Source organism: Microbacterium sp. (assembly GCF_031178445.1).
Taxonomy (GTDB): domain Bacteria; phylum Actinomycetota; class Actinomycetes; order Actinomycetales; family Microbacteriaceae; genus Microbacterium.
Map to the genome: position 1 here is coordinate 192,260 of NZ_JAPSIY010000004.1, position 25,311 is coordinate 217,570.

At 68.3% G+C, this 25,311-nt stretch carries 24 protein-coding genes and 1 tRNA gene; 17 read left to right on the forward strand and 8 right to left on the reverse strand.

Translation table 11 applies throughout. The annotated features are described in order from the left end of the window. The 9 genes from RIN43_RS07580 to RIN43_RS07620 all read left to right on the forward strand — a co-directional run bounded on the left by RIN43_RS07580 (position 1) and on the right by RIN43_RS07620 (position 9,196). Positions 1–1,158: a branched-chain amino acid ABC transporter permease gene (locus RIN43_RS07580; RefSeq protein WP_309128294.1), complete on the forward strand. Its 1,158-nt coding sequence runs from the start codon at positions 1–3 to the stop codon at positions 1,156–1,158. Continuing rightward, complete coding sequence (locus RIN43_RS07585; RefSeq protein WP_309128295.1) at positions 1,155–2,063, forward strand: ABC transporter ATP-binding protein; 909 nt, start codon at positions 1,155–1,157, stop codon at positions 2,061–2,063. The genes RIN43_RS07580 and RIN43_RS07585 overlap by 4 nt, the downstream gene beginning before the upstream one ends. After that, positions 2,060–2,773: an ABC transporter ATP-binding protein gene (locus tag RIN43_RS07590; RefSeq protein WP_375163724.1), complete on the forward strand. Its 714-nt coding sequence runs from the start codon at positions 2,060–2,062 to the stop codon at positions 2,771–2,773. Before RIN43_RS07585 ends, RIN43_RS07590 begins: the two co-directional genes overlap by 4 nt. A gap of 91 nt (positions 2,774–2,864) precedes the next feature. After that, positions 2,865–4,025: an FAD-dependent oxidoreductase gene (locus RIN43_RS07595; protein ID WP_309128297.1), complete on the forward strand. Its 1,161-nt coding sequence runs from the start codon at positions 2,865–2,867 to the stop codon at positions 4,023–4,025. Beyond that, positions 4,022–4,267, forward strand: coding sequence for a (2Fe-2S)-binding protein (locus RIN43_RS07600; protein ID WP_309128298.1), 246 nt, complete (start codon positions 4,022–4,024; stop codon positions 4,265–4,267). The genes RIN43_RS07595 and RIN43_RS07600 overlap by 4 nt, the downstream gene beginning before the upstream one ends. Then, positions 4,264–5,700, forward strand: coding sequence for an FAD-dependent oxidoreductase (locus RIN43_RS07605; RefSeq protein WP_309128299.1), 1,437 nt, complete (start codon positions 4,264–4,266; stop codon positions 5,698–5,700). Before RIN43_RS07600 ends, RIN43_RS07605 begins: the two co-directional genes overlap by 4 nt. Further along, entirely contained in the window at positions 5,697–6,629 is a 933-nt protein-coding gene (locus RIN43_RS07610; RefSeq protein WP_309128300.1) for a dihydrodipicolinate synthase family protein, read from the forward strand. The genes RIN43_RS07605 and RIN43_RS07610 overlap by 4 nt, the downstream gene beginning before the upstream one ends. 76 nt (positions 6,630–6,705) lie before the next feature. Next, the gene (locus tag RIN43_RS07615; RefSeq protein WP_309128301.1) at positions 6,706–7,707 is read left to right on the forward strand and encodes a proline racemase family protein; all 1,002 of its coding nucleotides are present in this window, start codon (positions 6,706–6,708) and stop codon (positions 7,705–7,707) included. Positions 7,708–7,717: 10 nt separating this feature from the next. Next, a complete protein-coding gene (locus RIN43_RS07620; RefSeq protein ID WP_309128302.1) occupies positions 7,718–9,196 on the forward strand; it encodes an aldehyde dehydrogenase (NADP(+)) in 1,479 nt (492 codons plus the stop codon). Between the two features lie 49 nt (positions 9,197–9,245). On the opposite strand, the gene RIN43_RS07625 is transcribed toward RIN43_RS07620, so the two are convergent. Genes RIN43_RS07625 through RIN43_RS07635 form a run of 3 tightly spaced genes read right to left on the reverse strand, consistent with a single transcriptional unit; the run spans position 9,246 to position 12,429 of the window. Continuing rightward, entirely contained in the window at positions 9,246–10,436 is a 1,191-nt protein-coding gene (locus RIN43_RS07625; RefSeq protein WP_309128303.1) for an amidohydrolase family protein, read from the reverse strand. A gap of 36 nt (positions 10,437–10,472) precedes the next feature. After that, positions 10,473–11,456 carry a proline racemase family protein gene (locus tag RIN43_RS07630; RefSeq protein ID WP_309128304.1) on the reverse strand — a complete coding sequence of 328 codons (984 nt, stop codon included), beginning with the start codon at positions 11,454–11,456 and terminating at the stop codon, positions 10,473–10,475. Between the two features lie 43 nt (positions 11,457–11,499). Next, the gene (locus tag RIN43_RS07635; RefSeq protein WP_309128305.1) at positions 11,500–12,429 is read right to left on the reverse strand and encodes an ornithine cyclodeaminase family protein; all 930 of its coding nucleotides are present in this window, start codon (positions 12,427–12,429) and stop codon (positions 11,500–11,502) included. A 105-nt stretch (positions 12,430–12,534) separates the two neighbouring features. Between RIN43_RS07635 and RIN43_RS07640 the strand changes: the two genes are divergently transcribed. Then, positions 12,535–12,625 (forward strand) — tRNA-Ser (locus RIN43_RS07640). On the opposite strand, the gene RIN43_RS07645 is transcribed toward RIN43_RS07640, so the two are convergent. From RIN43_RS07645 to RIN43_RS07660, 4 genes are all read right to left on the reverse strand, one after another. Then, on the reverse strand, positions 12,604–13,683 hold the full coding sequence (locus RIN43_RS07645; protein ID WP_309128306.1) for an alpha/beta fold hydrolase: 1,080 nt from the start codon (positions 13,681–13,683) through the stop codon (positions 12,604–12,606). The two genes, RIN43_RS07640 and RIN43_RS07645, sit on opposite strands and share 22 nt — an antisense overlap. After that, positions 13,617–14,363, reverse strand: a complete 747-nt coding sequence (locus RIN43_RS07650) for an SDR family oxidoreductase (protein ID WP_309128307.1) — start codon at positions 14,361–14,363, stop codon at positions 13,617–13,619. The genes RIN43_RS07645 and RIN43_RS07650 overlap by 67 nt, the downstream gene beginning before the upstream one ends. Continuing rightward, complete coding sequence (locus tag RIN43_RS07655) at positions 14,360–14,686, reverse strand: cupin domain-containing protein (RefSeq protein WP_309128308.1); 327 nt, start codon at positions 14,684–14,686, stop codon at positions 14,360–14,362. Before RIN43_RS07655 ends, RIN43_RS07650 begins: the two co-directional genes overlap by 4 nt. 82 nt (positions 14,687–14,768) lie before the next feature. Next, positions 14,769–16,223: a PLP-dependent aminotransferase family protein gene (locus RIN43_RS07660; protein ID WP_309128309.1), complete on the reverse strand. Its 1,455-nt coding sequence runs from the start codon at positions 16,221–16,223 to the stop codon at positions 14,769–14,771. A gap of 88 nt (positions 16,224–16,311) precedes the next feature. Here RIN43_RS07660 and RIN43_RS07665 point away from each other — a divergent pair, with 88 nt between their 5' ends. The 7 genes from RIN43_RS07665 to RIN43_RS07695 all read left to right on the forward strand — a co-directional run bounded on the left by RIN43_RS07665 (position 16,312) and on the right by RIN43_RS07695 (position 23,904). After that, entirely contained in the window at positions 16,312–17,268 is a 957-nt protein-coding gene (locus tag RIN43_RS07665) for an NAD(P)-dependent oxidoreductase (RefSeq protein WP_309128310.1), read from the forward strand. After that, a complete protein-coding gene (locus tag RIN43_RS07670) occupies positions 17,265–18,722 on the forward strand; it encodes a CoA transferase (RefSeq protein ID WP_309128311.1) in 1,458 nt (485 codons plus the stop codon). Before RIN43_RS07665 ends, RIN43_RS07670 begins: the two co-directional genes overlap by 4 nt. A gap of 233 nt (positions 18,723–18,955) precedes the next feature. Next, positions 18,956–19,729, forward strand: coding sequence for an alpha/beta hydrolase (locus RIN43_RS07675; protein WP_309128312.1), 774 nt, complete (start codon positions 18,956–18,958; stop codon positions 19,727–19,729). Positions 19,730–20,247: 518 nt separating this feature from the next. Further along, positions 20,248–21,657, forward strand: coding sequence for a hemolysin family protein (locus tag RIN43_RS07680; protein WP_309128313.1), 1,410 nt, complete (start codon positions 20,248–20,250; stop codon positions 21,655–21,657). Then, positions 21,654–22,664 carry a CNNM domain-containing protein gene (locus tag RIN43_RS07685; RefSeq protein ID WP_309128314.1) on the forward strand — a complete coding sequence of 337 codons (1,011 nt, stop codon included), beginning with the start codon at positions 21,654–21,656 and terminating at the stop codon, positions 22,662–22,664. The genes RIN43_RS07680 and RIN43_RS07685 overlap by 4 nt, the downstream gene beginning before the upstream one ends. Before the next feature lie 89 nt (positions 22,665–22,753). Beyond that, complete coding sequence (locus RIN43_RS07690) at positions 22,754–23,242, forward strand: TipAS antibiotic-recognition domain-containing protein (protein WP_309128315.1); 489 nt, start codon at positions 22,754–22,756, stop codon at positions 23,240–23,242. After that, positions 23,242–23,904, forward strand: a complete 663-nt coding sequence (locus RIN43_RS07695) for a dihydrofolate reductase family protein (RefSeq protein ID WP_309128316.1) — start codon at positions 23,242–23,244, stop codon at positions 23,902–23,904. Before RIN43_RS07690 ends, RIN43_RS07695 begins: the two co-directional genes overlap by 1 nt. A gap of 85 nt (positions 23,905–23,989) precedes the next feature. On the opposite strand, the gene RIN43_RS07700 is transcribed toward RIN43_RS07695, so the two are convergent. Then, positions 23,990–25,306: a dihydrolipoamide acetyltransferase family protein gene (locus tag RIN43_RS07700; protein WP_309128317.1), complete on the reverse strand. Its 1,317-nt coding sequence runs from the start codon at positions 25,304–25,306 to the stop codon at positions 23,990–23,992. Positions 25,307–25,311: the final 5 nt, after the last annotated feature.

Sequence of the window (25,311 nt, forward strand, 5' to 3'; positions counted from 1 at the left end):
ATGTCCCGCTCCACTCTCACGCGAGACGCGGCGCTGCGCGCACCCTCGCCGCAGTTCGAACGCCCAGCCGCGGCACGCGGCGTCTTCACCTCCAACAGCGGATTCCTGCGCGCGCTCGGAATGCTCAGCATCGTGCTGCTGGCCGTGCTGCCGTTCCTCGACGCCTCTCGGTACACGATGTCGATCGCGACCAGCGCGCTGATCTACATCATGCTCTGCATGGGTCTGAACGTCGTGGTCGGTTACGCAGGGCTGCTCGACCTGGGCTACATCGCCTTCTTCGCCGTCGGCGCGTACATCTCCGGCATCCTCACCACGGTGGTCGGCTGGCCGATGTGGGCGGCGCTGCCGGCCACCATCCTGGCCTGCATCCTCGCCGGGATCATCATCGGCGCGCCCACGCTGAGGCTGCGCAGCGACTACCTCGCCATCGTCACCCTCGGCTTCGGCGAGATCATCCGCATCACCGCGAACAACCTCGACATCACCGGAGGTCCCTCGGGCATCCACGGCATCCCCACCTGGACCTTCGGAGACTGGAGCTTCGCCGACGGGTTCAGCCTGTTCGGCCTGGAGTTCCCGCAGCGCGTAGTCTTCTACTACTTCGTCGCGATGGTCGTCGTGCTCGTGGGCGTGATCGGCGCCGGCCGCCTCGCCAGGGGTCGGCTCGGCAGGGCGTGGAAGGCGGTGCGCGACGACGAGGACGCGGCTGAGGCGATGGGCATCAACACCTACGTCGCGAAGATCACCGCCTACATCATCGGCGCGGTCTGGGCGGGCATCGCGGGACAGCTGATGGCCACGCACCTGTCTGCCATCAGCCCGAACAGCTTCCAGTTCCTCTACTCGGCCCTGATCCTGATGGCGGTCGTTCTCGGTGGCATGGGCTCAACCCCGGGCGTGATCATCGGCGCGCTGTTCGTGTCGCTCGCACCCGAGCTGCTGCGTGACTTCTCGGAGTGGCGCTTCCTGATCTTCGGCCTGCTGCTGATCGTGGTCATGCTGTTCCGCCCGGCGGGGCTGTGGCCGGCGACCGCCGTGCTGCCGTGGCTGAAGAAGAAGCGGCCCGTTCCGCCGGCCACAGCGGGCTTCATGGCGGTGCCGCAGGCGTCGGCGAACGAGGATCTCGAGCCCGTGGAACGCGAGGAGGACCGATGAGCGCTCTGCTGGAAGTCAAGGACCTCCGCCTGCAGTTCGGCGGCGTGAAGGCCGTCGACGGGCTCAGCTTCTCTGTCGAGGCGGGCGAGATCCTCGCCGTCATCGGGCCGAACGGTGCCGGGAAGACCAGCGCGTTCAACTGCATCTCGGCGTTCTACCTGCCCACCTCCGGCTCGGTGGTGTTCGACGGCAAGGACATCGTGCGCGAGGCGCCGGCGTTCTGGCGCACCCTGCGCATGGTCGATCTGCTGCAGAGCTTCGGGTTCTACCGGGTGCTGCCCTCGCGGGTCACCAAGTGGGGCATGGCACGCACGTTCCAGAACCTGAGGCTGTTCCGTGAGCTGAGCGTGCTCGACAACGTCAAGACCGCGATGCACGCCAACCTGCGCGAGGGCTTCTGGGCGACGCTGCTGCACACGCCCGGCTACCGCCGGGCAGAGCAGGAGTGCGCGGAGCAGGCTCGCGGGTGGCTCGATTTCGTCGGCTTCACGGGCGACGAGAACCTGTACGTCACGCAGCTGCCCTACGGCGAACAGCGCCGGGTCGAGATCGCCCGAGCGCTCGCCACCGGCCCCAAGCTGCTGCTGCTGGACGAGCCTGCCGCCGGCCTGAACTTCAACGAGAAGCAGGCGCTCATGCAGCTGATCCGCCGCATCCGCGACCTGGGCGTCGCGGTGGTGCTCATCGAGCACGACATGGGGCTGATCATGGAGCTGGCGGAGCGGATCGTGGTGCTCAACTACGGCAAGGAGATCGCCGAGGGCACGCCGGAGCAGATCAAGAACGACCCGATCGTGATCGAGGCCTACCTCGGCGTCGAGGACGAACCACTCGACGACACGAAGCTGCAGACCGGCACCGTCGATCTGTCGCTGCTCGAGAAGAACAGCAAGGAGAAGCGCTGATGAGCACGCTGACCGTCGACGCCGCCGACGTCTACTACGGCCGGGTGCACGCCCTGCGCGAGCTGAGCTTCGAGGTGCGCGCGGGTGAGATCGTGTGCCTGTTGGGAAACAACGGCGCCGGCAAGTCGACCACCATGAACATGCTGTCGGGGCTGGTACGCCCGAAGTCGGGGGCGGTCCGGTGGGGCGACATGGACCTCACCACGGCCAAGCCCTGGGACATCGTGGCCGCAGGGCTGATCCACGTGCCGGAGGGGCGCCGGATCTTCTCGACCATGACCGTGCACGAGAACCTTCTGCTGGGCGGGTACACCGTTCGCGATCAGAAGGTGATCGCCCAGCGCGTCGAGCAGGTCTACTCGCTGATGCCGCGGCTGGCCGAGCGGCGCAAGCAGCAGGGCGGCACGCTGTCGGGCGGTGAACAGCAGATGGTCGCGATCGGCCGTGCCATCATCGGCGGGCCCAAGCTGCTGCTGCTCGACGAGCCCTCGATGGGTCTCGCGCCCCTGGTCGTGAAGCAGGTCATGGAGACGATCCAGGCCGTGAACGCGCAGGGGACCACGGTGCTGCTCGTCGAGCAGAACGCCAGGGCCGCGCTGAAGATCGCCGACCGCGCCTACGTCGTCGAGACCGGGCAGGCGACCATGTCGGGCCCGGCCTCGGAGCTGGCGGCCGATGCCCGCGTGATCGACGCGTACCTGGGCGGGTGAATCGGGAGACGCGCCATCCCGATGACGGGGTGGTGCGTCTCAATCTTCCAAGGTAATATGTCACACGTCACTAAGTTGGAAGGGGGTCGGGATGCGGATCATCGTGATCGGTGCGGGCGCGGTCGGCGCCGCCTGCGCGCTCGCCCTCACCGAGGCCGGCGCCGAGGTGATCGTGGTCGATCGCAGCGGGGTGGCCGGCGAAACCTCCAGCCGGTGCGAGGGCAACATCCTCGTCTCCGACAAGGAACCCGGCGCCGAAGCGCTGATGGCCATCGAGGCGAATCGCGCGTGGCGCGAGCTGGCCGAGCGGCTCGACGCCGACCGTGTGCCGGGTCAGCCCGCGACCGAGTTCGAGGCGAAGGGCGGCGTCGTCGTCGCGTTCGCCGAGGGAGCCTCCGCGCTGGAGCGCTTCGCCGCCACTCAGCGGGAGATCGGCATCCGTGTCGACGTGCTCGACGAGCGGGCCCTGCGCGCCGCTGAGCCGCACCTCGCACCCGATCTCGCGATCGGGGTGCACTACCCCGACGACGCGCAGGTGCAGCCCAGCCTGGCCGCGCAGGCGATGCTGGCCCGAGCCCGTCACCTGGGCGCCCGCCTGCGCATCACCGAGGTGACCGGCGCCGTCGTCGACGGCGATCGCGTGCGCAGCGTGCTCACCGGCGAGGGCCGGATCGACGCGGATGCGGTCGTGAACTGCGCGGGCCCGTGGGCGGGTGAGGCGGCAGCATTGTTCGGGGCTCAACTCGACATCCGCCCGCGCCGCGGCACCATCCTGGTGACGACCGCGATGCCGCAGCGCGTCTTCCACAAGGTCTACGACGCGGACTACGTCGGCGCCGTCGGCTCGGGGGATGCCGCGCTGCAGACCTCCACCGTGGTGGAATCGACCCCGTCGGGCACCGTGCTGATCGGATCGAGCCGCGAGCGGGTCGGCTTCTCGGAGCACGGCCTGCTGCCGCCACTGGCCGAGATCGCTGCGAAGGCGACGCGTCTCTTCCCGTTCCTGCACGACACGATGCTGCTGCGCACCTACTTCGGATTCCGCCCGTACGCGCCCGATCACCTGCCCGCCATCGGCGCCGACGCTCGCATCGCCGGACTCTTCCACGCCGCGGGGCACGAGGGCGCAGGCATCGGCCTCGCCCCGACGACAGGCGCGCTGATCGCCCACGCCGTGCTCGGTACCGTCGCGCCGCTCGACCCGACGCCCTTCCTGCCGTCGCGCAGCACCCTGCAGGGGGTGGCCGCATGAGCGTCGGCATCCGGTTCGACGGCGACGAGCTCGCCGGGCGCGAGGGGCAGACGATCGCCGGCATCCTGCTCGCGAACGGCCGCCGCACGTGGCGGGATGCGGCGGGAGCGGAGCGGGGCATCTTCTGCGGCATCGGCATCTGCCAGGACTGCGTTCTCACCGTGAACGGCGTCGAGGGCGTGCGAGCCTGCCAGCGCACCGCGTGCGACGGCGACGTCATCGAGCGGGAGGGGCGCTCATGAGCATCCGCCGCGTCGTCGTGATCGGTGCCGGGCCTGCGGGGCTCGCGGCCGCGGCATCCGCCACCGCCGCCGGGGCAGAGGTCGTGATCGTCGACGAGGGCGAGCGCGTCGGTGGCCAGTTCTGGCGCCATCACCCGGATTTCACCGACGGTCGGCTGCAGCATCAGCTCGGTCGCTTCGCGGCGTTGAGGCAGGCCCTCGAGAGCGTCCGCATGCTGTCGTCTGCGAGCGTCTGGCGCGTCGAACCCGGAATGCCGTTGCGCGTCCACGCCCTGGTCGGCCCGGCCGACGGGGCCGGCCGCCGCGGCGAGACCCTGGTGGCGGATGCCGTCGTGATCGCCACCGGCGCGCATGACCGCGTGCTGCCGGTGCCGGGCTGGACCCTGCCCGGCGTCACCTCTGCCGGCGCAGCGCAGGCCCTCGCCAAGCGCGACGGCATCACGCTGGGCACCCGCACCGTGGTCGCCGGCGCCGGGCCGTTCCTGCTGCCGGTGGCGCAGAGCATCACGCTGCTCGGCGGCGAGGTCTCCGAGGTCGTCGAGGCGGCATCCGTCGGCACCATTCTGCGGGGCTGGGGCGCGCGTGCCTGGGAGCTCACGGCGGCGGTGGACAAGGCCGGCGAGCTCGGCTCGTACGTCGCATCGCTCCTGAGGCGCCGCACCCCTTACCGGTTCGGCAGCGCGGTCACCCGCATCCACGGCGGCTCGAGCGTCGAAGCGGTCACCGTGCAGCGTGTGGACCGCGACTGGCGGCCCATCGCGGGCACCGCGCGCACGGTCGAGTGCGACGCCGTCGCGCTGGGCCACGGGTTCACGCCCCGGCTGGAGGCCGCCCTGCAGTTCGGCTGTGAGGTCACGCCGGATCGCTTCGTGCGCGTCGACACCCAGCAGCGCACCAGCACGCCCGACGTGTACGCCGCCGGTGAGATCACGGGCATCGGCGGGGCGGACGCCGCGCTCGCCGAGGGCGAGATCGCCGGGCTCGCCGCCGCCGGCGTCGCCGAGGCCGACCTTCGCTACCGCGCTCCGCTGGCCGCGCGCCGCCGCATGCGCGCCTTCGCCGCCCGGCTCGACGTGCACGGCATCCGCTCCGGCTGGACCACCTGGCTCGACGACGACACCATCGTGTGCCGATGCGAGTCGGTGCGCAAGGCGACGATCGACGAGTACTCCGGGGTCTCCTCGCGTGGAATGCGCCTCGCGACCCGCGCCGGGCTCGGCGCCTGCCAGGGCCGCACCTGCGGCCGCAGCGTCGAAGACATCCTCGGCGCCCCGTTCGGCTTCGACCGCCGGCCCGTGCTTTCCTCGGTGCGCATCGGCGAGCTCGCCGCGCACTGCAGCCCAGCCCCCGACCCCGGGGACGCGGCGGATTCGGCCACACACGCCGAGCACTTCCACACCACACAAGCTCACACCACACAGGAGAAGAGATGACTGAGCAGAACATGGACCTCGGCGGCGTCGTCGTGGCCACCACCCTCGCGTTCAAGGAAGACGCGTCGGCGCCGGCAGGACTCGCCGTCGACTACGACAAGTTCGGCGAGCACGTCGACTTCCTCATGGCGAACGGATGCCGCGGCGTCGGCCCGAACGGCTCGCTCGGCGAGTACTCGTCGCTGAGCGACGAGGAGCGCCGCAAGGTGATCCAGGTCGCCGTCGAGGCCGTCGACGGTCGCGGCATCGTGATCGCGGGCGTGCACGGCGTGGGCAGCCACCAAGCGCGGAAGTGGGCAGAGTACGCCCGCGAGGACGGTGCCGACGGCGTGCTGCTCCTGCCGCCGACCATCTACCGCGCCAACGAGTCAGAGGTCATCGCGCACTACGAGGAGGTCGCTAAGGTCGGCCTGCCGATCATGGCCTACAACAACCCGTTCGACACCAAGGTCGACCTGGTGCCCTCGCTCGTGGCGAAGCTCGCCGAGATCCCCGAGGTCGTCGCCATCAAGGAGTTCTCGGGCGACGTCCGTCGTGTCTACGAGATCAAGGAGCTCTGCGACATCGACATCATCGCCGGAGCCGACGACGTGCTCTTCGAGCTCATGGTCAACGGCGCTGTCGGCTGGTTCGCCGGCTACCCGAACGCCTTCCCGCGCGAGGCCGTCGAGTTGTACAACCTGTGCCGTGACGGGCAGTGGCACGAGGCCAAGGCGCTGTACGAGCAGCTCGTCGCCGTGTTCCGGTGGGACTCGCGCACCGAGTTCGTGCAGGCGATCAAGCTGTCGATGGACATCTGCGGCAACTCCTACGGCGGCCCGACGCGTCCGCCTCGCGGCCCGCTGTCCGACGAGCAGCGCGCCCAGGTGACCGCCGACACCGAGCGCGCGCTCACTGCTCTCGCCGCCCGCGCGACAGTGGCCGCGTAACACGTGTGACAATGCTTGGCGGGGATGCCGCGGCGCGGCGTCCCCGCCAGACCCCCACTCTCCATGGAGGCAGCTGATGCGCGCTCGCCGCACCATTCAGGCCGTCGACTCCCACACCGAGGGGATGCCGACGCGCGTCGTGACCGGTGGCGTCGGCCGCATCCCCGGCGCCACCATGAACGACCGGCGCCTGTACGCGATGGAGCATCTCGACGGGCTGCGCGGGTTCCTGATGAACGAGCCTCGCGGTCATGCCGCTATGTCGGGTGTGCTGCTCCAGCCGCCCGCCCGTGATGACGCCGACTGGGGCATCGTGTTCATCGAGGCATCAGGGTTCCTGCCGATGTGCGGACACGGCACGATCGGAGCGGCGACGGTGCTCGTCGAGACCGGCATGGTCGAGGTGGCCGAGCCGGTCACCGAGATCCGCCTCGATGTTCCCGCCGGGCTGGTCATCGCCCGCGTGCGCGTCGAGGACGGTCGCGCGGTCGACGTGACCATCGAAAACGTGCCGAGCTTCGTCGACAGGCTCGACGAGCGCATCGACGTGCCTGGCATCGGCGAGATCACCTACTCGGTGGCCTTCGGCGGCAACTACTACGCCCTGGTCGATCTCGACCAGGTCGGCCTGCCGTTCGATCGCGCCCGTCAGGACGATATCCTCTCGGCGGGCCTGGCGATCATGGACGCCATCAACACGCAGGCGCCCCCCGTGCACCCGGTGCTCGAGGGAGCGAACCACGTGCACCACGTGGAGTTCATCGCGCCGGGATCGGACGCCGTGCGCTCGCGCCACGCCATGGCCATCCACCCCGGCTGGTTCGACCGCTCGCCCTGCGGTACGGGAACCAGCGCCCGGATGGCCGAGTTGCACGCGCGCGGCGAGCTCGCCCTCGACAGCCCCTTCGTGAACGAGTCGTTCATCGGCACCGAGTTCACCGGCCGGCTGGTGGGGGAGACCGCGGTGGGTGACCGGCCCGCCGTCATTCCGACCATCACCGGGCGAGCCTGGGTGACCGGGCTGGGGCAGTACATGCTCGACGAGAACGACCCGTTCCCCGAGGGATTCGTCTTCTAAGGAGAGAAACGTGACCGACAACGAGATCACCGTCGACGAGGTGGCCGCCCGCGCGGCCGCCGCGGCACGCCCGTTCGCCCGCACCAGCCCCCGCGAGCGCGGTGCGGCGCTGGTCGCCGTGGCAGGCGCCCTCGAGGCGGCCGGCCCGGAACTGGTCGGCATCGCCATGCGCGAGACCGGCCTGGCCGAGGCGCGGCTGACCGGCGAGCTGCGTCGCACCGCCTGGCAGCTGCGGCTGTTCGCCGACACCATCGTCGACGGCGGCTACCTCGACGCGCGCATCGACCCGGCCGACCCGGATTACGTGATCGGCCCTCGGCCGGATGTGCGACGGATGCTGGAGCCCGTGGGGCCGGTGCTGAACTTCGCGGCATCAAACTTCCCGTTCGCCTTCTCGGTCGCCGGCGGCGACTCCGCCGCCGCGCTCGCCGCCGGCTGCCCGGTGGTCGTGAAGGCTCACTCCGGGCATCCCGAGCTCTCGCGCCGCACCGCCGAGGTCGTCGCCGGTGCGCTGGAACGAGCGGGTATGCCCGACGGCGTGTTCCAGCTCATCTCCGGCCAGGAGAACGGCGTCGCGCTGCTGAAGGACGAGCGCATCCGCGCCGGAGCCTTCACCGGTTCCACGCACGTCGGGCGGATGTTGGCCGACATCGCCGCTTCCCGGCCGGTGCCGATCCCGTTCTACGGCGAGCTCGGCAGCGTCAACCCGGTCTACGCCACCTATGCGGATGCCGCGCTGCTCGACGGCTTCGTCGCATCGGTCTCGGGCTCTGCGGGACAGCTGTGCACCAAGCCCGGCTTCCTGTTCGTGCCCGAAGGGGCGGAGCTGAGCTCGGTCGGCGATGCCGCGGCATCCGTCAGCGAGCACCGCCTGCTGAACCCCGGGATCGGCCGGGCGTTCGCCCAGCGCCGTGACGACGTGCTCGGCGCGGAGGGAGTGACCGTGCTCTCGGAGGGTGAGGTGCGTGTCGACGACGCGGGTCAGACCTACGCGACGCCCACCGTGGTCACCGTCGACGTCGACACCCTGGCCGAGCACCGCGAGGCCCTGCTGGAGGAGTCGTTCGGGCCGCTGTCGGTGATCGTGCGCTACGCCGACCGCGACGCGCTGCCCGCGCTGCACGCCGAGCTGTTCCCGGGCAACCTCACCTCGACCGTGCATGCCCGCGCCGAGGAGCTCGCCGACGGGTCGCTCTCGGAGCTCGTCGACGCGCTGGCGGAGACGAGCGGTCGCGTGCTGTTCGGCGGCTGGCCGACCGGCGTCTCGGTGACCCCTGCGATGCAGCACGGCGGACCGTACCCGGCGACCACCAGCGACGCGACGAGCGTCGGCACCGCCGCGATCACGCGCTTCCTTCGCGGTGTCGCATACCAGGGCGCTCCGCAGGAGCTGCTGCCCGCGCCGCTGCGCGACGACAACCCGTGGGGCGTGCCGCAGCAGCGCAGCGAGCCAGGGCACTCGACGTCGTGGGGTTCCTTCGCGGGCTGAACCACTCGGCGAGGGAGCCCCTCATGTCGATCGTGAGGGGCTCCCGCCGTCAGGGCTGCACGACCCGCCGCCCGCCGCGGATCACCGCTTCCCGCGCCTCCTGCCGCCATAGCACCGAAGGGTCGGCGAGGGGGTCCCCGGTCAAGAGCACGGCATCGCCGTACGCCCCTTCGTCCAGATGCCCCAGTGCGGAGTCACCGATCAGATCGGCGTTCACCGCGGTCATCGATCGCAGGGTTGCCGCGGGGCCGCTCGCCTCGATCTGCAGCTTCACGCCGGTGAGCTGATCGTCTTCGAGATCGCCCATCAGGTCGGTGCCGAATCCGACGCGCACGCCGGCCGTGTGCGCAAGCCGGACGGCCTCCTGGCCCTTGGACAGCACCTCGGCGTTCTTCGCGAGCGAGACCGGGTTGAGGCCGATCTCGGCACCGCGACGGTCCATGGCGTCGTAGGCGGCGAGCGTTGGCACCAGGTACGCCCCTGCCTCGGCCATGAGTCCGGCCGTCTCACGATCGATCAGGTTGCCGTGCTCGATGGATCGGATGCCGGCCGCGACGGCGTGCTGCACGGCCTCTGACGAATAGGCGTGCGCGGCGACGTAGCTTCCGCGACGAGTGGCCTCATCGACCACGGCGCGCAGCTCGTCGGCGGAGTACTGCGGGATGCGAATCGGGTCGGTGAGCGAGAAGACGCCCCCTGACGCCATCACCTTGATGGCGTGCGCTCCAGTGCGAAGCCGTTCACGCACGGCCACACGCAGCGCGTCGACCCCGTCGACGACCTCGCACATGTGACCGTGCGAGAAGCACACGTCCACGTGTGCCGAGCGTGCGTCGCCGTGCCCGCCGGTCTGGCTGAGTGCAGGACCGGTGAAGTGGTACCGCGGCGAGGGGAACAGTTCGGCATCCACCGCCTGTGCGAGCCCGATGTCGCCGCCGGCGACGTCTCGGACTGTTGTGAAGCCGCGCTGCAGCGCGCGGGTCAGGCGTCGCGCGCCGTTCAGCGCGGCATAGCTGAGCGGCCCTCGCTCGTTCTCGAGACCGTCCATGCTGGTCGCGTAGGCGTGGAAGTGCGCGTCGATCAGGCCGGGCACGAGCCATCTTCCCGCGGCGTCGAGGGTCGCAGTGCCCTCAGCCGCCTCCGCTGCGACTCTGCCCCCTGAGATGTGCACGTCGCGACGGGTGAATGCCGCACCGTCCCAGACGTAGGCGCCGATGATCGACAATGACTCTTCTGGCATGCTCGCTCTGCTCCTTGAACGTTCGCGGTGGGATTGTCAGCGGAGGCTGAAGCCGTCGGGCAGGGGATCGCCTTCGTCGAGCTCGAAGGAGGACGAGCCCACCCTGAAGGCGAGTCCGCTCACTTCTGGGATCACACCCGCTGGGGTGCGCTCGGCTATGCGGGCGTGGAAGCGGGTGCCGACGATCGAGTCGTGCGTGAGTACCTCTTCTTCGGTGAGTTCCCCCGTTGCCGCGAGCAGCGCCACGCGCGCGGCCGTGCCTGAGCCGCAGGGGCTGCGGTCGACCTCGCCGTCGGCGAAGACGGTGACGTTGCGCTGCCAGGGTCCGTCGTCGGTGCGGCCGAGGTCGTCGAACAGGATCGTGCCGTACACACCCGAGAGGCGGTCGTCGGCGAGCTGCGCCGACGGATGCTCGTTGAGCGCCCATTTGATCTCGCGACCGATCGCGATCAAGTCAGTGGTGTTCTGCGGCGTGACTTCGAGCCCGACGGATGCTGCCGAGAGCGTGGCGTACACGGCGCCGCCGAAGATGAGGTCGACGTCGACCTCGCCGCGCGAGGTGCTCAGCCGGATGCCGCGCTCCAGAACCCGGGACTCGACGTTGCGGAACACGATCTCGTCGATCGCGCCGCCGGAGCGCCGCACCAGCGCCTGCACGCGGCCGCTGGGCACGTCGATGGTCACGGTCGTCTCGCCGTCGGGGTCTGACGGCACGCGACCGGTGCGCACGGCCCAGGCGCCGAGCGCGATCGTGCCGTGCCCGCACGCGGTGGAGAAGCCGTCCTTATGCCAGAACAGCACGCCGAAGTCGGCGCCGTCGTCGTCGGGCGGGGTGATGAAGCCGCCGTACATGTCGTCGTGGCCGCGCGGCTCCAGGCAGAGGAAGCGGCGCACCGCATCCGCCTCGCCCGCGATCGCCTCGACACGGCGTTCCGCGACGGTGGAACCGTGCGTCGCGACCCCCTCGACGATGCGAAACGGCTCGCCGGCGGTGTGCCAGTCCTCGGTGCTCCAGCGCATTAGCGGGCTCCTCTTCCGGTGGTCGTGCCGTTTGGGGCAGGGGTCAGACGGCGAGGCGGGCGACCGCGAGATCCTGCCAGCCCATGCCGCACGTCTTGATGACGCGCGGGCGGTCGCCCGCAGGCGAGAAGCCGGCGGTGAACAGCTCGTGCATGGTCACGAGGTCGTCGTGGCGCAGCATCCCGGCCTCGACCGCGACGATGACGTCACCGGCCTCGGTATGTGCGACGCGCTTGCTCTCGACGATCACCTGCGAACGCCCGAGGAGGGCCGGGTCGAGCTCGGTGCGGTCGGGCTCGTGCGACCCGATGGCGACGATCGTGGCATCGTCGCGCACGACGTCGGAGGGGAACAGGGGAGTGGATGCCGTGGTCGCGCACACGATGAGGTCGGCGGCGGTGATGTCGTCCAGGCTTCCGGCGCGGACGTCGGCCTCGGGTGCGTACCCGCGGGCGGCTTCGGCGGCGGATGCTGCGCGTCCGGCATCCCTGCCCACGAGGCGCACCGTGCGGAGGGGGCGGATGGCCGCGAACGCCTCGACGTGGCGGATGGCCTGCGGACCCGTTCCGATGACGACGAGATCGCCGGCGTCTGGGCCAGCGACGAGGTCGGCGCAGGCGGCGGAGACCGCGGGGGTGCGCAGGCTGGTCAGTGCGGTGCCGTCGAGCAGGGCGATCGGGGCGAGGGTGTCGCCGTCCATGAGGATGTAGACGGCCTGGATGCGCTCGAGACCCCGTGCCGGGTTGCCTGGCGCCACGCTCGCCAGCTTCTGGCCCACCGCACCGCCCGCCGCCGCCGGCATGAGCAGCAGCTGCCCGTTCGGCACGTCGACGATCGAACGGGCGAGGTCGTCCTCGGGGTCGAAGCCGTCGCGCAGGGTGGTCTGGATGGCGGCGATCGCACCGGACATGCTGACGCGCTCCTCGACCTGTCGGGCACTGACGAGGGCGAGATTGGCGATCACATCGAGCATGATTCCAATGTAAGTCGCGAGCAGTAATATGTCACGCGCTATGTCGGGGCGCGGACCGAGATGCCCGATTCGCGCGGCGGGCCGGCTTACCGTAAACTTGTCCGCGGTGACGTGTCCGAGCGGCCGAAGGTGCAACTCTCGAAAAGTTGTGTAGGGTAACCCCCTACCGTGGGTTCAAATCCCACCGTCACCGCCATGGAAACCCCCGAGAAATCGGGGGTTTTCGCGTATGCGGAGGGGCAGTCGCGGAAGGTCATCACACCGTGCGTCGCGATGCGCGTCATCGGGCCGCATGTCGATCGTCGTTTCCGTGCCGAGAAGCCAATGAAGCGCTTTCGGCCAGAAGGTTTCGCGGAATCGCTGGTGGAAGAGGCCGAAGTGTCCGATCTCGTCCACTCCGAGGTCTCGGGGATCGACGAACCATTCCTCACACGTAGCGGATGACAGATACCGGAGCGTTCTTCGCACCGCCGCCGGCGTGGCGTACGGATCGTCCGTGGGGTTCACCGAAAGCACGGGCAGCGTGAGCTGGGAGACCCGGTGCATGATCCTCTCGCCGTCGGTGCCGATGGTTTTCGCGTAATCGGAGGCTCCGCGAGCCCAATCGAGCGCGACTCCGCGGGGCAGGTTCTCCAGCCAGCCGAGCTTCTTTCCGGGGAAGTATCCGAGCAGCATGGTCACGGCCGGCATGAAGACGTGCCATCTGAGGATGAAAGCGAGACGTCGATGCCTGTCGTAGTCCGTCCAGTGCGCGTGCTGTGCTCCCACTAACATCACTCGCTCAAACTGGTGGGCGTGCTCCGCGAGGAGGCTCGCGAATCCTCCGAAGCTGTGGCCGACGGCGCTGATCCGTGGCCGGCCTCCAAGCCGATCCAGGAGCCAGGCGATGCACGCCTCGACGTCCTGAGTCCCCCACTCGTGCCAGCGCGCCTTGAGGCGTCGATACTCGTTCGCGTCGGGTGGGGCAGAGCGTCCGATCCCACGGAAGTCGGGCACCAGGACGTTGAAGCCGTTGTCTGCGAGGTAGCCCGCGAACCGCCGGTAATAACTGCTCTGCACTCCGGTGGCGGGGGCGATGATCACGCCTCGCGGTTCTCCTTCCGATGCCCTGAGCGCGTACAACCTGGCCTTGATCACCTGGCCGTCATCGCAACGAACTTCGACATCCTCGCCATCGAAATCGGTCATCACGTGCCGCCCGTGACGTCGAGGATCGCCCCGTTGACGTAGCTCGCCTCCGAGCTGATGAGCCATTCCACGGCAGCGGCGACCTCGTCGGTGGTGGCGGGTCTGCCCATCGGTGAGCGTGAGCCGACTTCCTGGGCGCGGTTGGGCTTGCCCGCTTTGGCGTGGATCGTCGTGGCGGTGGTTCCAGGACTCACGGCATTCACTCGGATGCCGAGTCTCGCGCCTTCGACTGCCAGGCCGGTGGTGAGCGCGTTCACACCCGCCTTCGCCGCGGCGTACCAGACGTACTCGCCAGGGGCCCCGGTCTTGCCGGCGATGGACGAGACGTTGACGATGCTCCGCGGAGTGTCGGCGCCGGGCGCCGACCAGTGTCGCATCGCCTCCCGGCAGAGCATGATGGTCGCCGTGAGGTTGACGTCGATCGTGCGCCGGATCGTGTCTTCGTGCGCGTTTTCGAGCCTGCTGATCTGACCGGTGATGCCCGCGTTGTTCACAAGCGCGACCGGAGTGCCGATCTCCGACGCGCGACGAAAGACGCGTTGCGGCGCGTCCAGCCCGGAGATGTCGCACTTGAGGGAGATGACCTTCGTGGTCTGCGTTGCGCACCGCCGAACCGTCGCAGCGGCGTCGGTTTCGTTGTGCCCGTAGACCAGGAGCACGTGATGGCCGATGCGTGCCAGACGGCGGACGATGTCTGCGCCGATTCCCCGGCTTCCGCCGGTGACGATAGCGACCGTCCTGCTCATAGATCTGCTGTCGCGTTGGTTCCCTCGCCGGGCGAGAACACGACGTACATGAGCAGCGGCTCGACGATCTCCACGAAGGAATGGTGTTCGCCTGCGGGTACGAAGAGGGCAGCTCCTGGCACGGCGAGAGCGTCTCCGCTCTCGGCGCGCAGTATGCCTTGCCCTCTGAGGATGACGTAGACCTCGTCTTCGGTGTGCGGGCTCTGCGGGTCTGTCGCTCCAGCAGGCAAATGGTAGGTGCCGACGCTCATCGTCGGCACCCTCAGCACTTCCGTGTACGCGATGCGATCGGCCTGTTGTGGCGGGTTGACGAGTTGTTCCATGCGCGGGTTCCTCCTCAGGGGAGTCCACCACCTCACACGCGTGCACCACATGTCCACTTGAACAAAGTGGACCCGTGCGGTGTCAGACCATCGATGGAAGGCGTGGCGCCTCGGGTCCCGCCACGTCGCGGACGCTGAACTGCTTCCAGGCCTGAGCGAGCAGCAGAACGCCGTCCTCCAGATCGGCGATCGGCGAGGTGAACGGAAGTCTGATGTGGCGTTCGAAGGCACCGTCGACGGAGAACTTCGGCCCGGCGACCAGTGAGAGCCCGTGCGCCTCGCTGAGACTCGTCAGCGCCGAGCTTGCAGGCTTGTCCAGTTGAACCCAGAGCGACAGCCCGCCTTCGGGATGCGGCACGATCCACTGCGGCAGATGCTCCTGCAGCAACCTCGTCAGCACGGTCCGATGTTCGATGAGCAGCTCTTGGCGGCGGCCAAGGAGTTGCGGCATCGCAGCGAGGATCTGTTCGCCCAAGATCTGTTCCATCTGCGGGGTGCCGAGATCGCCGGCGGGCCGTGCGTTCGCGAGACGACGGATGACTGCCGTGTCAGCGCGTATCCATCCCAGTCGCAGGCCGCCCCAGATCGACTTGCTCAACGATCCCACCGTGATGATGCCCGATCCGTCCGACGGGGATCGGCGTTTCGCGTGGCGGGCGAACGGGCCGTCGTCCCAGGCGCGGTCGATGTTCAGGTCGGCCGTCGTCTCATCTATGACGAGGGTCGTGCCGAGCGCACGGGCTGCTCTGGCGACCTCGACCCTGACCTCGGGCGGCATGGATGCTCCGGTCGGATTGTGAAAGTCCGGGACGAGATACGCCAGTGCCGGCCTTGCGGCTGCGAGGGTATCCCGCAGATGTTCGAGGTCCCATCCCGCGGTGGTCACAGGCGTTGTGACGAGGCGGGCGCCCGCGCGCCGGAGCGCGTCGTAGGCGTGCGGGTAGGTGGGCGCTTCTATCAGAGCGACGTCGGCGCGCGCGAGAAACGTGTGCGCGATCAGGGAGATGGCATGCTGGCCGCCCATCGTCACCATGATCTGATCAGGGGTCGTCGGAAGACCGCGTTCTGTGTACCGCTGGGCGATGGAGCCGCGCAGCGTGACGTTTCCGAGTAGGTCGAACCCTGGCCCATCCAGCGCTTCGGCCATTCGGTGGCCGGCGCGGACGACGATGTCGCGCAGTCCCTCCACGGGCGGCGGCACTGCCCGCGCGAAATCGATCGTCCGCGATCCTGCCGCGGCGTTGCGCCGATCCGATCCGGGGAGTGTGACACGGCTCCCCGAGCCTCGTCGGCTTACGAGATAACCCGCATCTCGTAGCGACTGATACGCGGCGACGATGGTCGTGCGGCTTCTGCCCGTCTGAACGGCGAACTCCCGCTCCGAGGGAAGGCGGGTTCCCGCTGGTATGCGACCATCCGTGACGAGGAGACGTACGCGTTCGGCCAACGCGTCGTAGACGGGTTTGCCCGGATCGAGCTCGCCTATCAACCCGATCAGTTGACGGGCGGAGATGCGGGTGCCAGCTCCAGCGGCCATAAGTCCACATTATTCAGGTGGCACTGTCCGTCGTGCGTCACCATCAGATTGGATCGCTTCATTGGTCATCCCTAGTCGAGGAACCCTGATGAACGCGCATCCCTGGCTGAGCTCCACGCCGCAGACGCCCACCGCACGGGTCGGGTTCATCGGCTTGGGTCTCATGGGGTCGGCGATGGCCGCGAACCTGCAGAAGCAGGCGCAGCTCGTCGTATGGAATCGCACCGCCACGGCTTGCGAGCCGTTCCGCAGCGCGGGCGCGATCGTCGCCCCCTCGGCCCAAGCGGTGTTCGACGACGCCGCTGTCGTGTTCATCATGCTCTCGGACGAGAACGCCATCGACGCCGTGCTGATGGCTGTCGATCCCGATTCCATCAGGGGACGAACCGTCGTCCTCATGAGCACGGTCGCCCCGTCCTTCTCGGAAGCGCTAGCGGGCAGAGTGAGAGAAGCCGGCGGGGCCTACGTCGAAGCACCGGTCTCCGGATCGCGGCAACCCGCGATAGACGGCACTCTGATCTCGATGCTCGCCGGAGACGACAGCGCACTCGACGACGTCGAACCACTGATCCGCACGATGTGCACGACGGCGTTCCGGTGCGGCACCGTACCGTCGGGTCTCACAATGAAGCTCGCGGTGAACACCTTTCTCATCACCCTCGTCACCGGTCTCGCCGAGGCGTTCCACTTCGCGGAGACCAACGACCTCGATCGGGACTTGCTGCGTTCGATCCTCGATGTCGGTCCGATGGCATCGGCGGTTTCTCGTGCGAAGAGCGCCAAGATCACGGCCGAGGACTGGACGCCTCACGCAGCGATTCCCGATGTCCTCAAGAACAGCCGCCTGGTTCAAGATCACGCGCAGAAGACCGGCAATGCGACCCCGCTGATGGAAGTGTGCACTGCGCTGTACGCTGAGGCGGAATCTCTCGGTCGCTCGGGAGATGACATGGCGGCGGTGATCGCAGCCCTCCGACATCGCACGCGAGCGGCGACCGAAGCGAGGGCTTGGCCGCATGACCTGGATGAAGGCGGGGCATCATGACTGATTCATCCACGCGCGGTCAAAGCGGCTCGGCGACCAGCCGATCCTCAGCGCTCCATCAATTCGGTGCGAACGTCGCGCAGAGCATCGGCATCGACGCCGATGAACTGGCGGCCCTCAGTCCTGTTCAAGCCTTGCCGGACTGGAGGTCGAACCTCGGAGTCGGGAAACTCGCGTACGACAGTGTGGCCCTCGCCTCCCTGGCGGTCGCGCTCGTCGGAGCGGACCGTAGCGGCATCCGACCACATGATCAACGTGTCGCTTCCGACGCCGCGAAGGTGCAGGCATCCTTCGGCAGCGAGAAGGTGCTCCGAGTCGATGGCGTCGCGCCATCGATCTGGGCGCCGCTCTCCGGGTTCTGGAAGGTCGCCGACGGTTGGGTGCGGACGCACGGCAACTATCCCCATCACGCCGAGCGGCTCGCGCGGCTGCTCGGTGTTCCGGCGACCGCCGACCGATCCTCCGTGGAGCGTGCGATGCTCGGCTGGTCTCGATTCGAACTCGAGAGACGGTCGGCCGAGGCGGGAGCGCTCGCCGTAGCGGTCCGGAGCTCCTCCGAGTGGGAGGCGCACCCGCAGCACGCGGCGCTCCGTGAGAGCCCCGTCGTGCGATTGGAGTCCGTATCAGGAGCCGGTCCCCGTGCGTGGTCGGGTCGCGGTGACCGGCCTCTGTCCGGGATTCGTGTCCTCGACCTGACTCGGGTGATCGCCGGTCCCGTCGCCACGAGGGACCTCGCCATCGCGGGTGCCGATGTGCTGCGCATCGATTCTCCCTGGCTTCCGGAGGCAGCATGGCAGCATCTCGACACCGGCCAGGAGAAGCGATCCGCCCTGCTCGACCTCGCCGACGCCGCCGACCTCGAGCGACTGCATGCCCTGCTCGACGACGCTGATGTTCTCGTTCACGGCTACCGTCCTAACGCGCTCTCGCAGTTCGGACTCGATGCCCAGACTCTGCACGAGGAGTACCCGGGGATCGTCGTAGCCCAGCTCTCAGCGTGGGGCGTACAAGGTCCGTGGGGAGATCGACGCGGATTCGACAGCCTCGCTCAGGCCGCCACGGGCATCGCCATGATCGAAAGCCCCGACGACGGCGCGACGCCCGGTGCGCTGCCCGTGCAAGCCCTGGACCATTCGGCAGGTCACTTCTTGTCCGCGGCCATAGTGACCGCGCTCCGGGCGCAACGGACCAGCGGTGGCTCCTATGCGATCAACATCAGCCTCGCGAGAATCGCCGATGAGCTCCTCGCGGCCGGCCGTTCGCACGGCGCGCCGGAAGCAAGGGAAACGCCGGAGCTGCTCACTACGCAGGTCTCGATCCGGCCGGTGACTGGGAACGGGCCGACCGCCGTCACCTGCGCACCGCCGGCGCTCGCGTTCCCGGGAGCGCCGAGCGAGTACCCGTCACCAGTTCATGTGTGGGGAAGCGATCAGCCTCGATGGGTCGTCGAATGAGGTGGACCACGTGTCCGGATGGGCGTGGATGCCGAGACCGACCGACCGAACCGGTCCCATCGGCCTAGCGCGACCGGCGCCGCGCGTCATAGCATCCGAGGGACTCGATCCGCGAGGGAGACAACCATGGTGCAGTACACGCTGGCTCTGCCCGAAGTCGATCTGGTCTATGACGTGCACGGCCCGTTGCGACCGCGGACGGGCGCCCACCGCTGATGATGATCGGTCAGCCGATGGACGCGAGCGGATTCCAGGCGCAGGTGAGGCTGTTCGAGGACCGTACCGTCGTGACGTACGACCCGCGCGGTCTTGGTCGGAGCACGCGCAAAGACGGGCGCGTCACGAACGAGCCCGAGACTCAGGCCGAGGACGTGCATGCACTCATCGAAGCGCTCGGCGCAGGCCCGGTGGACATGTTCGCCAGCAGTGGAGGCGCGGTGACCGCGCTCGCCCTGGTCACCGCGTACCCCACGGATGTGGCGACCCTCGTCGCGCACGAGCCTCCGATCGACGCTGTGCTGCCCGACGCGGATGCCGTCCAGCGGGCGAGGGAGGCCTACACCCGGGTATACCGCGAGAAGGGCTGGGGCGCCGGCATGGCAGCTTTCATCGCGATGACCGCGTGGGAGGGCGAGGTCACCGACGAGTTCCTCGCCCAGCCGGCGCCGGACCCGGCGGCGTTCGGGATGCCGACCGAGGACGACGGCGACCGATCGGATCCGCTGCTCTCCGACGCGTCGTGGGCCGTGCCCCTCTACCGGCCCGACCTGGAGGCGTTGAAGGCCGCGTCGACGCGGATCGTGATCGCGGTCGGTGAGGAGTCGCTGAAGGTCTACACCGGTCGAGCCGCCATCGCGCTGGCAGAGCAGCTCGGGCAGGAGCCGACTGTGTTCCCGAGCCACCACGGCGGGTTCATGGGCGGGGAGTTCGGCTACGCAGGCCAGCCCGAGGCCTTCGCCGCCAGGCTTCGCGAGGTGCTGCAGCATCCTCGGACGGTGGGGCAGTAGGCGCGTTGGCGTCCACTCGGTGGCCGAGCGATCCGCGTCGCGCCGGGCTGGTCTGCTCGAAGCATCCGTTGGCGCGTCGGTGCCGGAATCGACGGAGGAGCACGTCGTTCGAGACCTTGATCGATGAGGGGGCGTCTGCCGACGTCTCCGGCTGGGACTTCTCCTGGCTGGACGGCCGGGCCGCAGTGAAGCGCCCGCCGTGGCGATACGCCGATCGGCTCGCGGAGCGGCTGAGCGCGGCATCATCCTCCTTGGACATCCAGACCGGCGGCGGCGTGACCTCCGCGACCTGATCCAACGTGACGGTTCGTTCGTGGCGCACTCCACGAGGCACCTCATCGAAGCACGCCGGCCCTGAGCCGGAGGCGCCACACATCTCTCGCCTAGGACGCGACCGCTATTGTGAGCCTCAAACTACATCTGACCCACGAGGAGTACCCCGTGAGCCACCAACGCACCTCCACCGATCAGGAGGGTCGATCTTCGTACCCCCTCGTTCTGAGAGGGGGTGAGATCTGATGCTCGAAGCAACGCTGACGTTATTGCTCGGCATCCTGCTGACTCTGGCGATCATCGCCGCCTGCGGCTTCTTCGTTGCGCAGGAGTTCGCATACATGTCTGTCGACCGGTCGCGGATGGCCGCCCGTGCGGCGGAGGGAGACGCGCAAGCCCAGCGTGTCCTCGCGATAACCAGGCGAACATCGTTCATGTTGTCAGGTGCGCAGCTCGGCATCACCGTGACCGGGCTGCTCATCGGCTACGTGGCGGAGCCGCTCATCGGCGAGTCGATCGGAACACTGCTGGGCGGAGTCGGTGTCGAACCGGCCGTCTCAGTGCTGATCGGCACGACCGGCGCTCTGCTGCTCGCGACGGTCGTCACCATGATCTTCGGCGAGCTCTACCCGAAGAATCTGGCCATCGCGAGCCCCGAGCCGTTGGCGCGAGCGCTGGCCGTGCCGACCCGCATCTATCTGCTTCTCTTCGGGTGGCTCATCACCGTGTTCGACATCGCAGCCAATTCCCTCCTGCGCCTGCTGCGCATCGAGCCCCTGGAAGATGTCGATGAAAGCGCGACTCCACGCGACCTGGAGGCGATCATCGAGGACTCACGCGCGACCGGCGACCTTCCAGACGACCTCTCCTTGATCATCGATCGGATCCTGGACTTTCCGCGGCGAGATGTGGAGCACGCGATGGTGCCGCGCTCGCGGGTCGAATCGGTCACGGCGGACACCCCGATCGCACAGGTGCGAACCATGATGGCGTCCGGCCACACGCGTTACCCCGTTGTCGGCGACGAGGACGAACCGCTGGGAGTGGTCGAACTCGTGGACCTGCTGCGTGAGCCCCATTCGCTGGATGCGCCCGTATTGTCGGTCATGCGTGATGCCGTCATCGTCCCCACGTCCATGCTGCTTCCCGTCGCGCTCCGACGAATGCGCGCATCAGGCAACCAGCTCGCCTGCGTCGTCGACGAGTACGGCAATTTCGACGGCATCCTGACGACCGAGGATCTGACCGAGGAAGTCATCGGAGAGATCGAGGACGAGTACGACCTGCATGTGAATGAGGTCGTGCCCCTCGGTGGCGACCGCTGGTCGCTGCCCGGAGAGGTACCGCTCGACGAGGTCGAGCGATTGATCGGGCACGACATCCCGCATGACTCTCAGACCGTCGCAGGCCTGGTCATCGGGGTGCACGGCGACCTCGCGCCCGTTGGCACGGTGGTTCGCGTTCATCTTCCCGAACGTCCGCGCGAGGCCGTCCAGGGCAACAGCAGACAGCGCTGGCTGGACATCGAGGTCACAGAAGTCGGGCGGCACGTACCGTCGCGGCTCGAGCTCCGGCTGCACGACGTGCAGCCCTCGGGGAACCATGACGACAGCGCGGAAGGACCGCTCGCCGACGACGAGGAGGTGAATCGATGAGCTGGTGGATGGTGACGATCATCACCGGAGTGCTCATCGTCGCCAGCGCGTTCTTCGTCATCGTCGAGTTCGCGCTTCTCGCGGCGCGAACGCACCGACTTGAGAAGCAGGCGGAGCGGAGCGCGTCTGTGCGCGCGGCGCTTCGCGGTGTCAACGAGCTCACCATCATGCTTGCGTTCGCGCAGCTCGGGATCACGGCATGCACGTTTCTCCTGGGCGCGATCACGAAGCCGGCTATCGACTACGCGCTGTCGCCACTGTTCGCGACCTGGGGAATGCCGGACGTTCTCTCCGACGTGACCGCATTCGTGCTGGCTTTGATCTTTGTGACGTTCCTGCACCTGGTGATCGGCGAGATGGCGCCGAAGTCATGGGCTATCGCGCACCCTGAGACAGCGGCGAAGGCCACCGCGATCGCGGCACGCGCGCTCGCCTGGCCATTGCGGCCGTTCCTGACATGGATCAACCAGATTGCCAACCGTCTGGTGAAGGCGTCAGGAGTCGAGCCCGTGGAGAAGGCGGCGGTCGGCGGTCAGGACGTCGAGACGATCCGTGCGCTCGTGGCGCACTCGCAGGCGGCGGGAACCCTCGAGGAGCAGTACTCCACGCCGATTGCCCGTGTGCTCTCCCTGGGCACTCTCACCATCGCGGACGTCGCGCGAATAGAGCACGACCCCGTCGCGGTCCCGGAATCTGCGACAGTCGCAGATCTGCAGGCGGCGGCTGCGGCGTCCGGCCATCTGCGCATCCTCGTAGGAACCGGCCCGGGAGCCCGCGTCGCCCACGTGCGCGACACTCTCGGCCTGGACGGAGGGGTGCCCGCGGCGACAGTCGCCCGCGCACCGCTCGTGCTCGCACCGGACGTGCCCGCATACGAAGCGCTGGCAAGGATGCGCCGCGGTCGAGAGCAGCTGGCCACGGTGGTCGAGGAAGGGCGACTCATAGGCGTCGTGACGCTCGACGACCTGCTGACCGAAGTGCTGCCTGGCGCGCCGGGCGACGATTGAGCCCGCGGGCATCCATCGACCTGCCCCTCACCACCTCTCGGAAATCCACTGTTGAGCTTGACGTTGCGTAAAGGTTTACCGTCGTCGTCATGACCACACGAAGGATGCAGTCGCCATTGTCAGGCGCAGAGAAGAGAGAACTCTGGGGTGAGTTCGCCGATCACGAGGAAGAGCTTCTCGATGAGGTCCAAGCCCGCTGGGGTGACAGTGCGGCCTACGAGGAGTCGGCTCGTCGCGTATCCCAATACGGCAGAAAGGAATGGGAACTGATCAACGCCGCCAACGCGCAGATCGAGATCCGCATCGCCGAGCTCATGGATGCGCGATGCTCACCGGCGAGCGAAGAGGCGATGGCTGTCGCCGAGGCGCAGCGCGCCCACATCGACCGGTGGTTCTATCCGATGGACCACGCTTTCCAGGTGCTCAAGAGCGCCCTCTATGTCGATGATCCGCGATTCCGCGCAGGGATCGAAGAGAACACGCGTCCCGGCGCCGCCGAGTGGCTCAGAGACGCGATCGTCGCGAACGCCGCCCGTCACGGGCAGCCCGCGATGGATCAGGAAACGAAGGAGGGATGATGCTTCTCAGTGTCAACACGTTCGTCAGTCTCGACAGCGTCATGCAGGGACCGGGAGCTCCCGACGAAGATGAGAGCGGTGGGTTCGACCGCGGAGGGTGGATCGTTCCACTCGTCACGGACGAATCCGACGCCGTGGTCAACGGCTGGTTCCGCAAAGCCAGCGCGATTCTGGTGGGACGGAACACCTTCCAGATGATGCGCGCCTACTGGTCTCGGGTCACCGATCCTGATGACATCGTCGCCACCGCGTTGAACACCTGGCCGAAGTACGTCGTCAGCGACACGCTCTCCGACGAGGATGCCGCCTGGGGGCCGACGACCGTTCTGCGCGGCGATCTCGTCGAGAACATCCGACGGCTGAAGGAGCAGACGCCCGGTGATGGCGAGCTCCAGGTACACGGCAGCTGGCGGCTGGCTCGCGCGCTGCACGATGCGGGGCTGGTGGACATCGTCCGGATCCTGCAGTTCCCGGTCGTCGTCGGCTCCGGGAAGCGTCTCTTCCCGGTGGATGCCGTGCCTGCGGGCTACACCGTGGACTCGGCGGAGTCACGGATTCTCGGAAACGGGACCGTGGCGCTGACACTGCGCGCTGCGTATGTGGGCCGCATGGACGCGGGCTCGTATCTGGTGGACGAAGGGCAGCGGATCGAATCGTCCTGAGACCGACGAGTCGTAAACGTCGGCCGGCGAGACCTCGACCGGTGTGCTGGCGATCCAGTCGTCAGCACACCGGGCGGACGCCCGTTCACGCGAGGAGGCGCATCGGATGCTCGATCAGGGTGGTGAGCGAGTCGAGGAACCGTGCTGCGAGTGCGCCGTCGATGATGCGGTGGTCGGCGGACAGGGTGAGACGCATCGTGTGTCTGGCTGCGATCTCGCCGTCGCGGACGACGGCTTCGGGCAGCGCGCTACCCACGGCGAGGATCGCACCCTCGGGGGGATTGATGATCGCCGTGAACTGTTCGACGCCGTACATTCCGAGATTGCTGATCGTGAACGTGCCACCCGTCAGGTGAGTCGCGTTGAGACCCTGCGCCTGCGCGAGCCTCACCAGATGCTTGGACTCCGCAGCGATGTGGGAGACGGTCTTCTCATCGGCATCCGGGATGACCGGCACGACCAGGCCGGCTTCCGATGCAACTGCGATGCCGATGTTCACGCGTCCGTGAAGCAGCGTGCTTCCTCGATCCTCTGCCGAGTACGAGGCGTTGACATCCGGGTGCAGCCGGAGGGCGATCGCACAGGCGCGGACCACGAGGTCGTTCACGCTGATCCTGGTGCGAGACTCCTCGAGCTGAAGGTTGAGTTCCGCTCGGAGGGCGAGCAGATCCTCGACATCGGCCACAGCAGTCACGGAGAAGTGAGGCGTCGTGCTGCTGCTCTCGGCCAGGCGACGGCTGATGACCTGACGGACCTTGTCGAACGGCACTGCTTCGGAGCCCCGAGGATCGGATGCGTCCCTCGCCACCGGCACCTCGGGCGCCGTTGACACCGTCGCCTCCGACTCTGCGTTCGTGCCGTGGTGCGCCAGCGCGTCCTCGATGTCGGCACGCACGATTCGGCCTCCGGGACCTGATCCCTTGACCGCGTCGAGGTCGACGGAGTGCTCGCGGGCGAGCCGACGCACGAGAGGGGTGGCGAGTACCCGTCCCGTTGGGCGAGCGCTCGAGATCGCCGCCGAAGCCCGGGCATCGGCCTGCGCCACGCGATCAACCGACGTGGCGCGAACGTTCGCGACGCCCTGACCGGTCGCCGGTTCGCTACCCCGATCCTCACCGCCGGCATCGGCGGCGGTGAGGCGCGGGGTCTCCGTCGCCGCCGCCTCCGCGCCGTCGTCCAGCCGGGCGATGACGGTACCGATGGCCGCCTCCTCCCCGGCCGGGACGAGGATCTCTCGCAGGATTCCGGAGTCGTAGGCCTCGTAGTCCATCACGGCCTTGTCGGTCTCGATTTCGACCAGGACGTCGCCCACGGCGACTGTGTCGCCAGGTCGTTTGTGCCACGCGGCGATGGCGCCCTCTTCCATGGTGTCGGAGAGGCGGGGCATGTGAATGTCGATCATCAGTC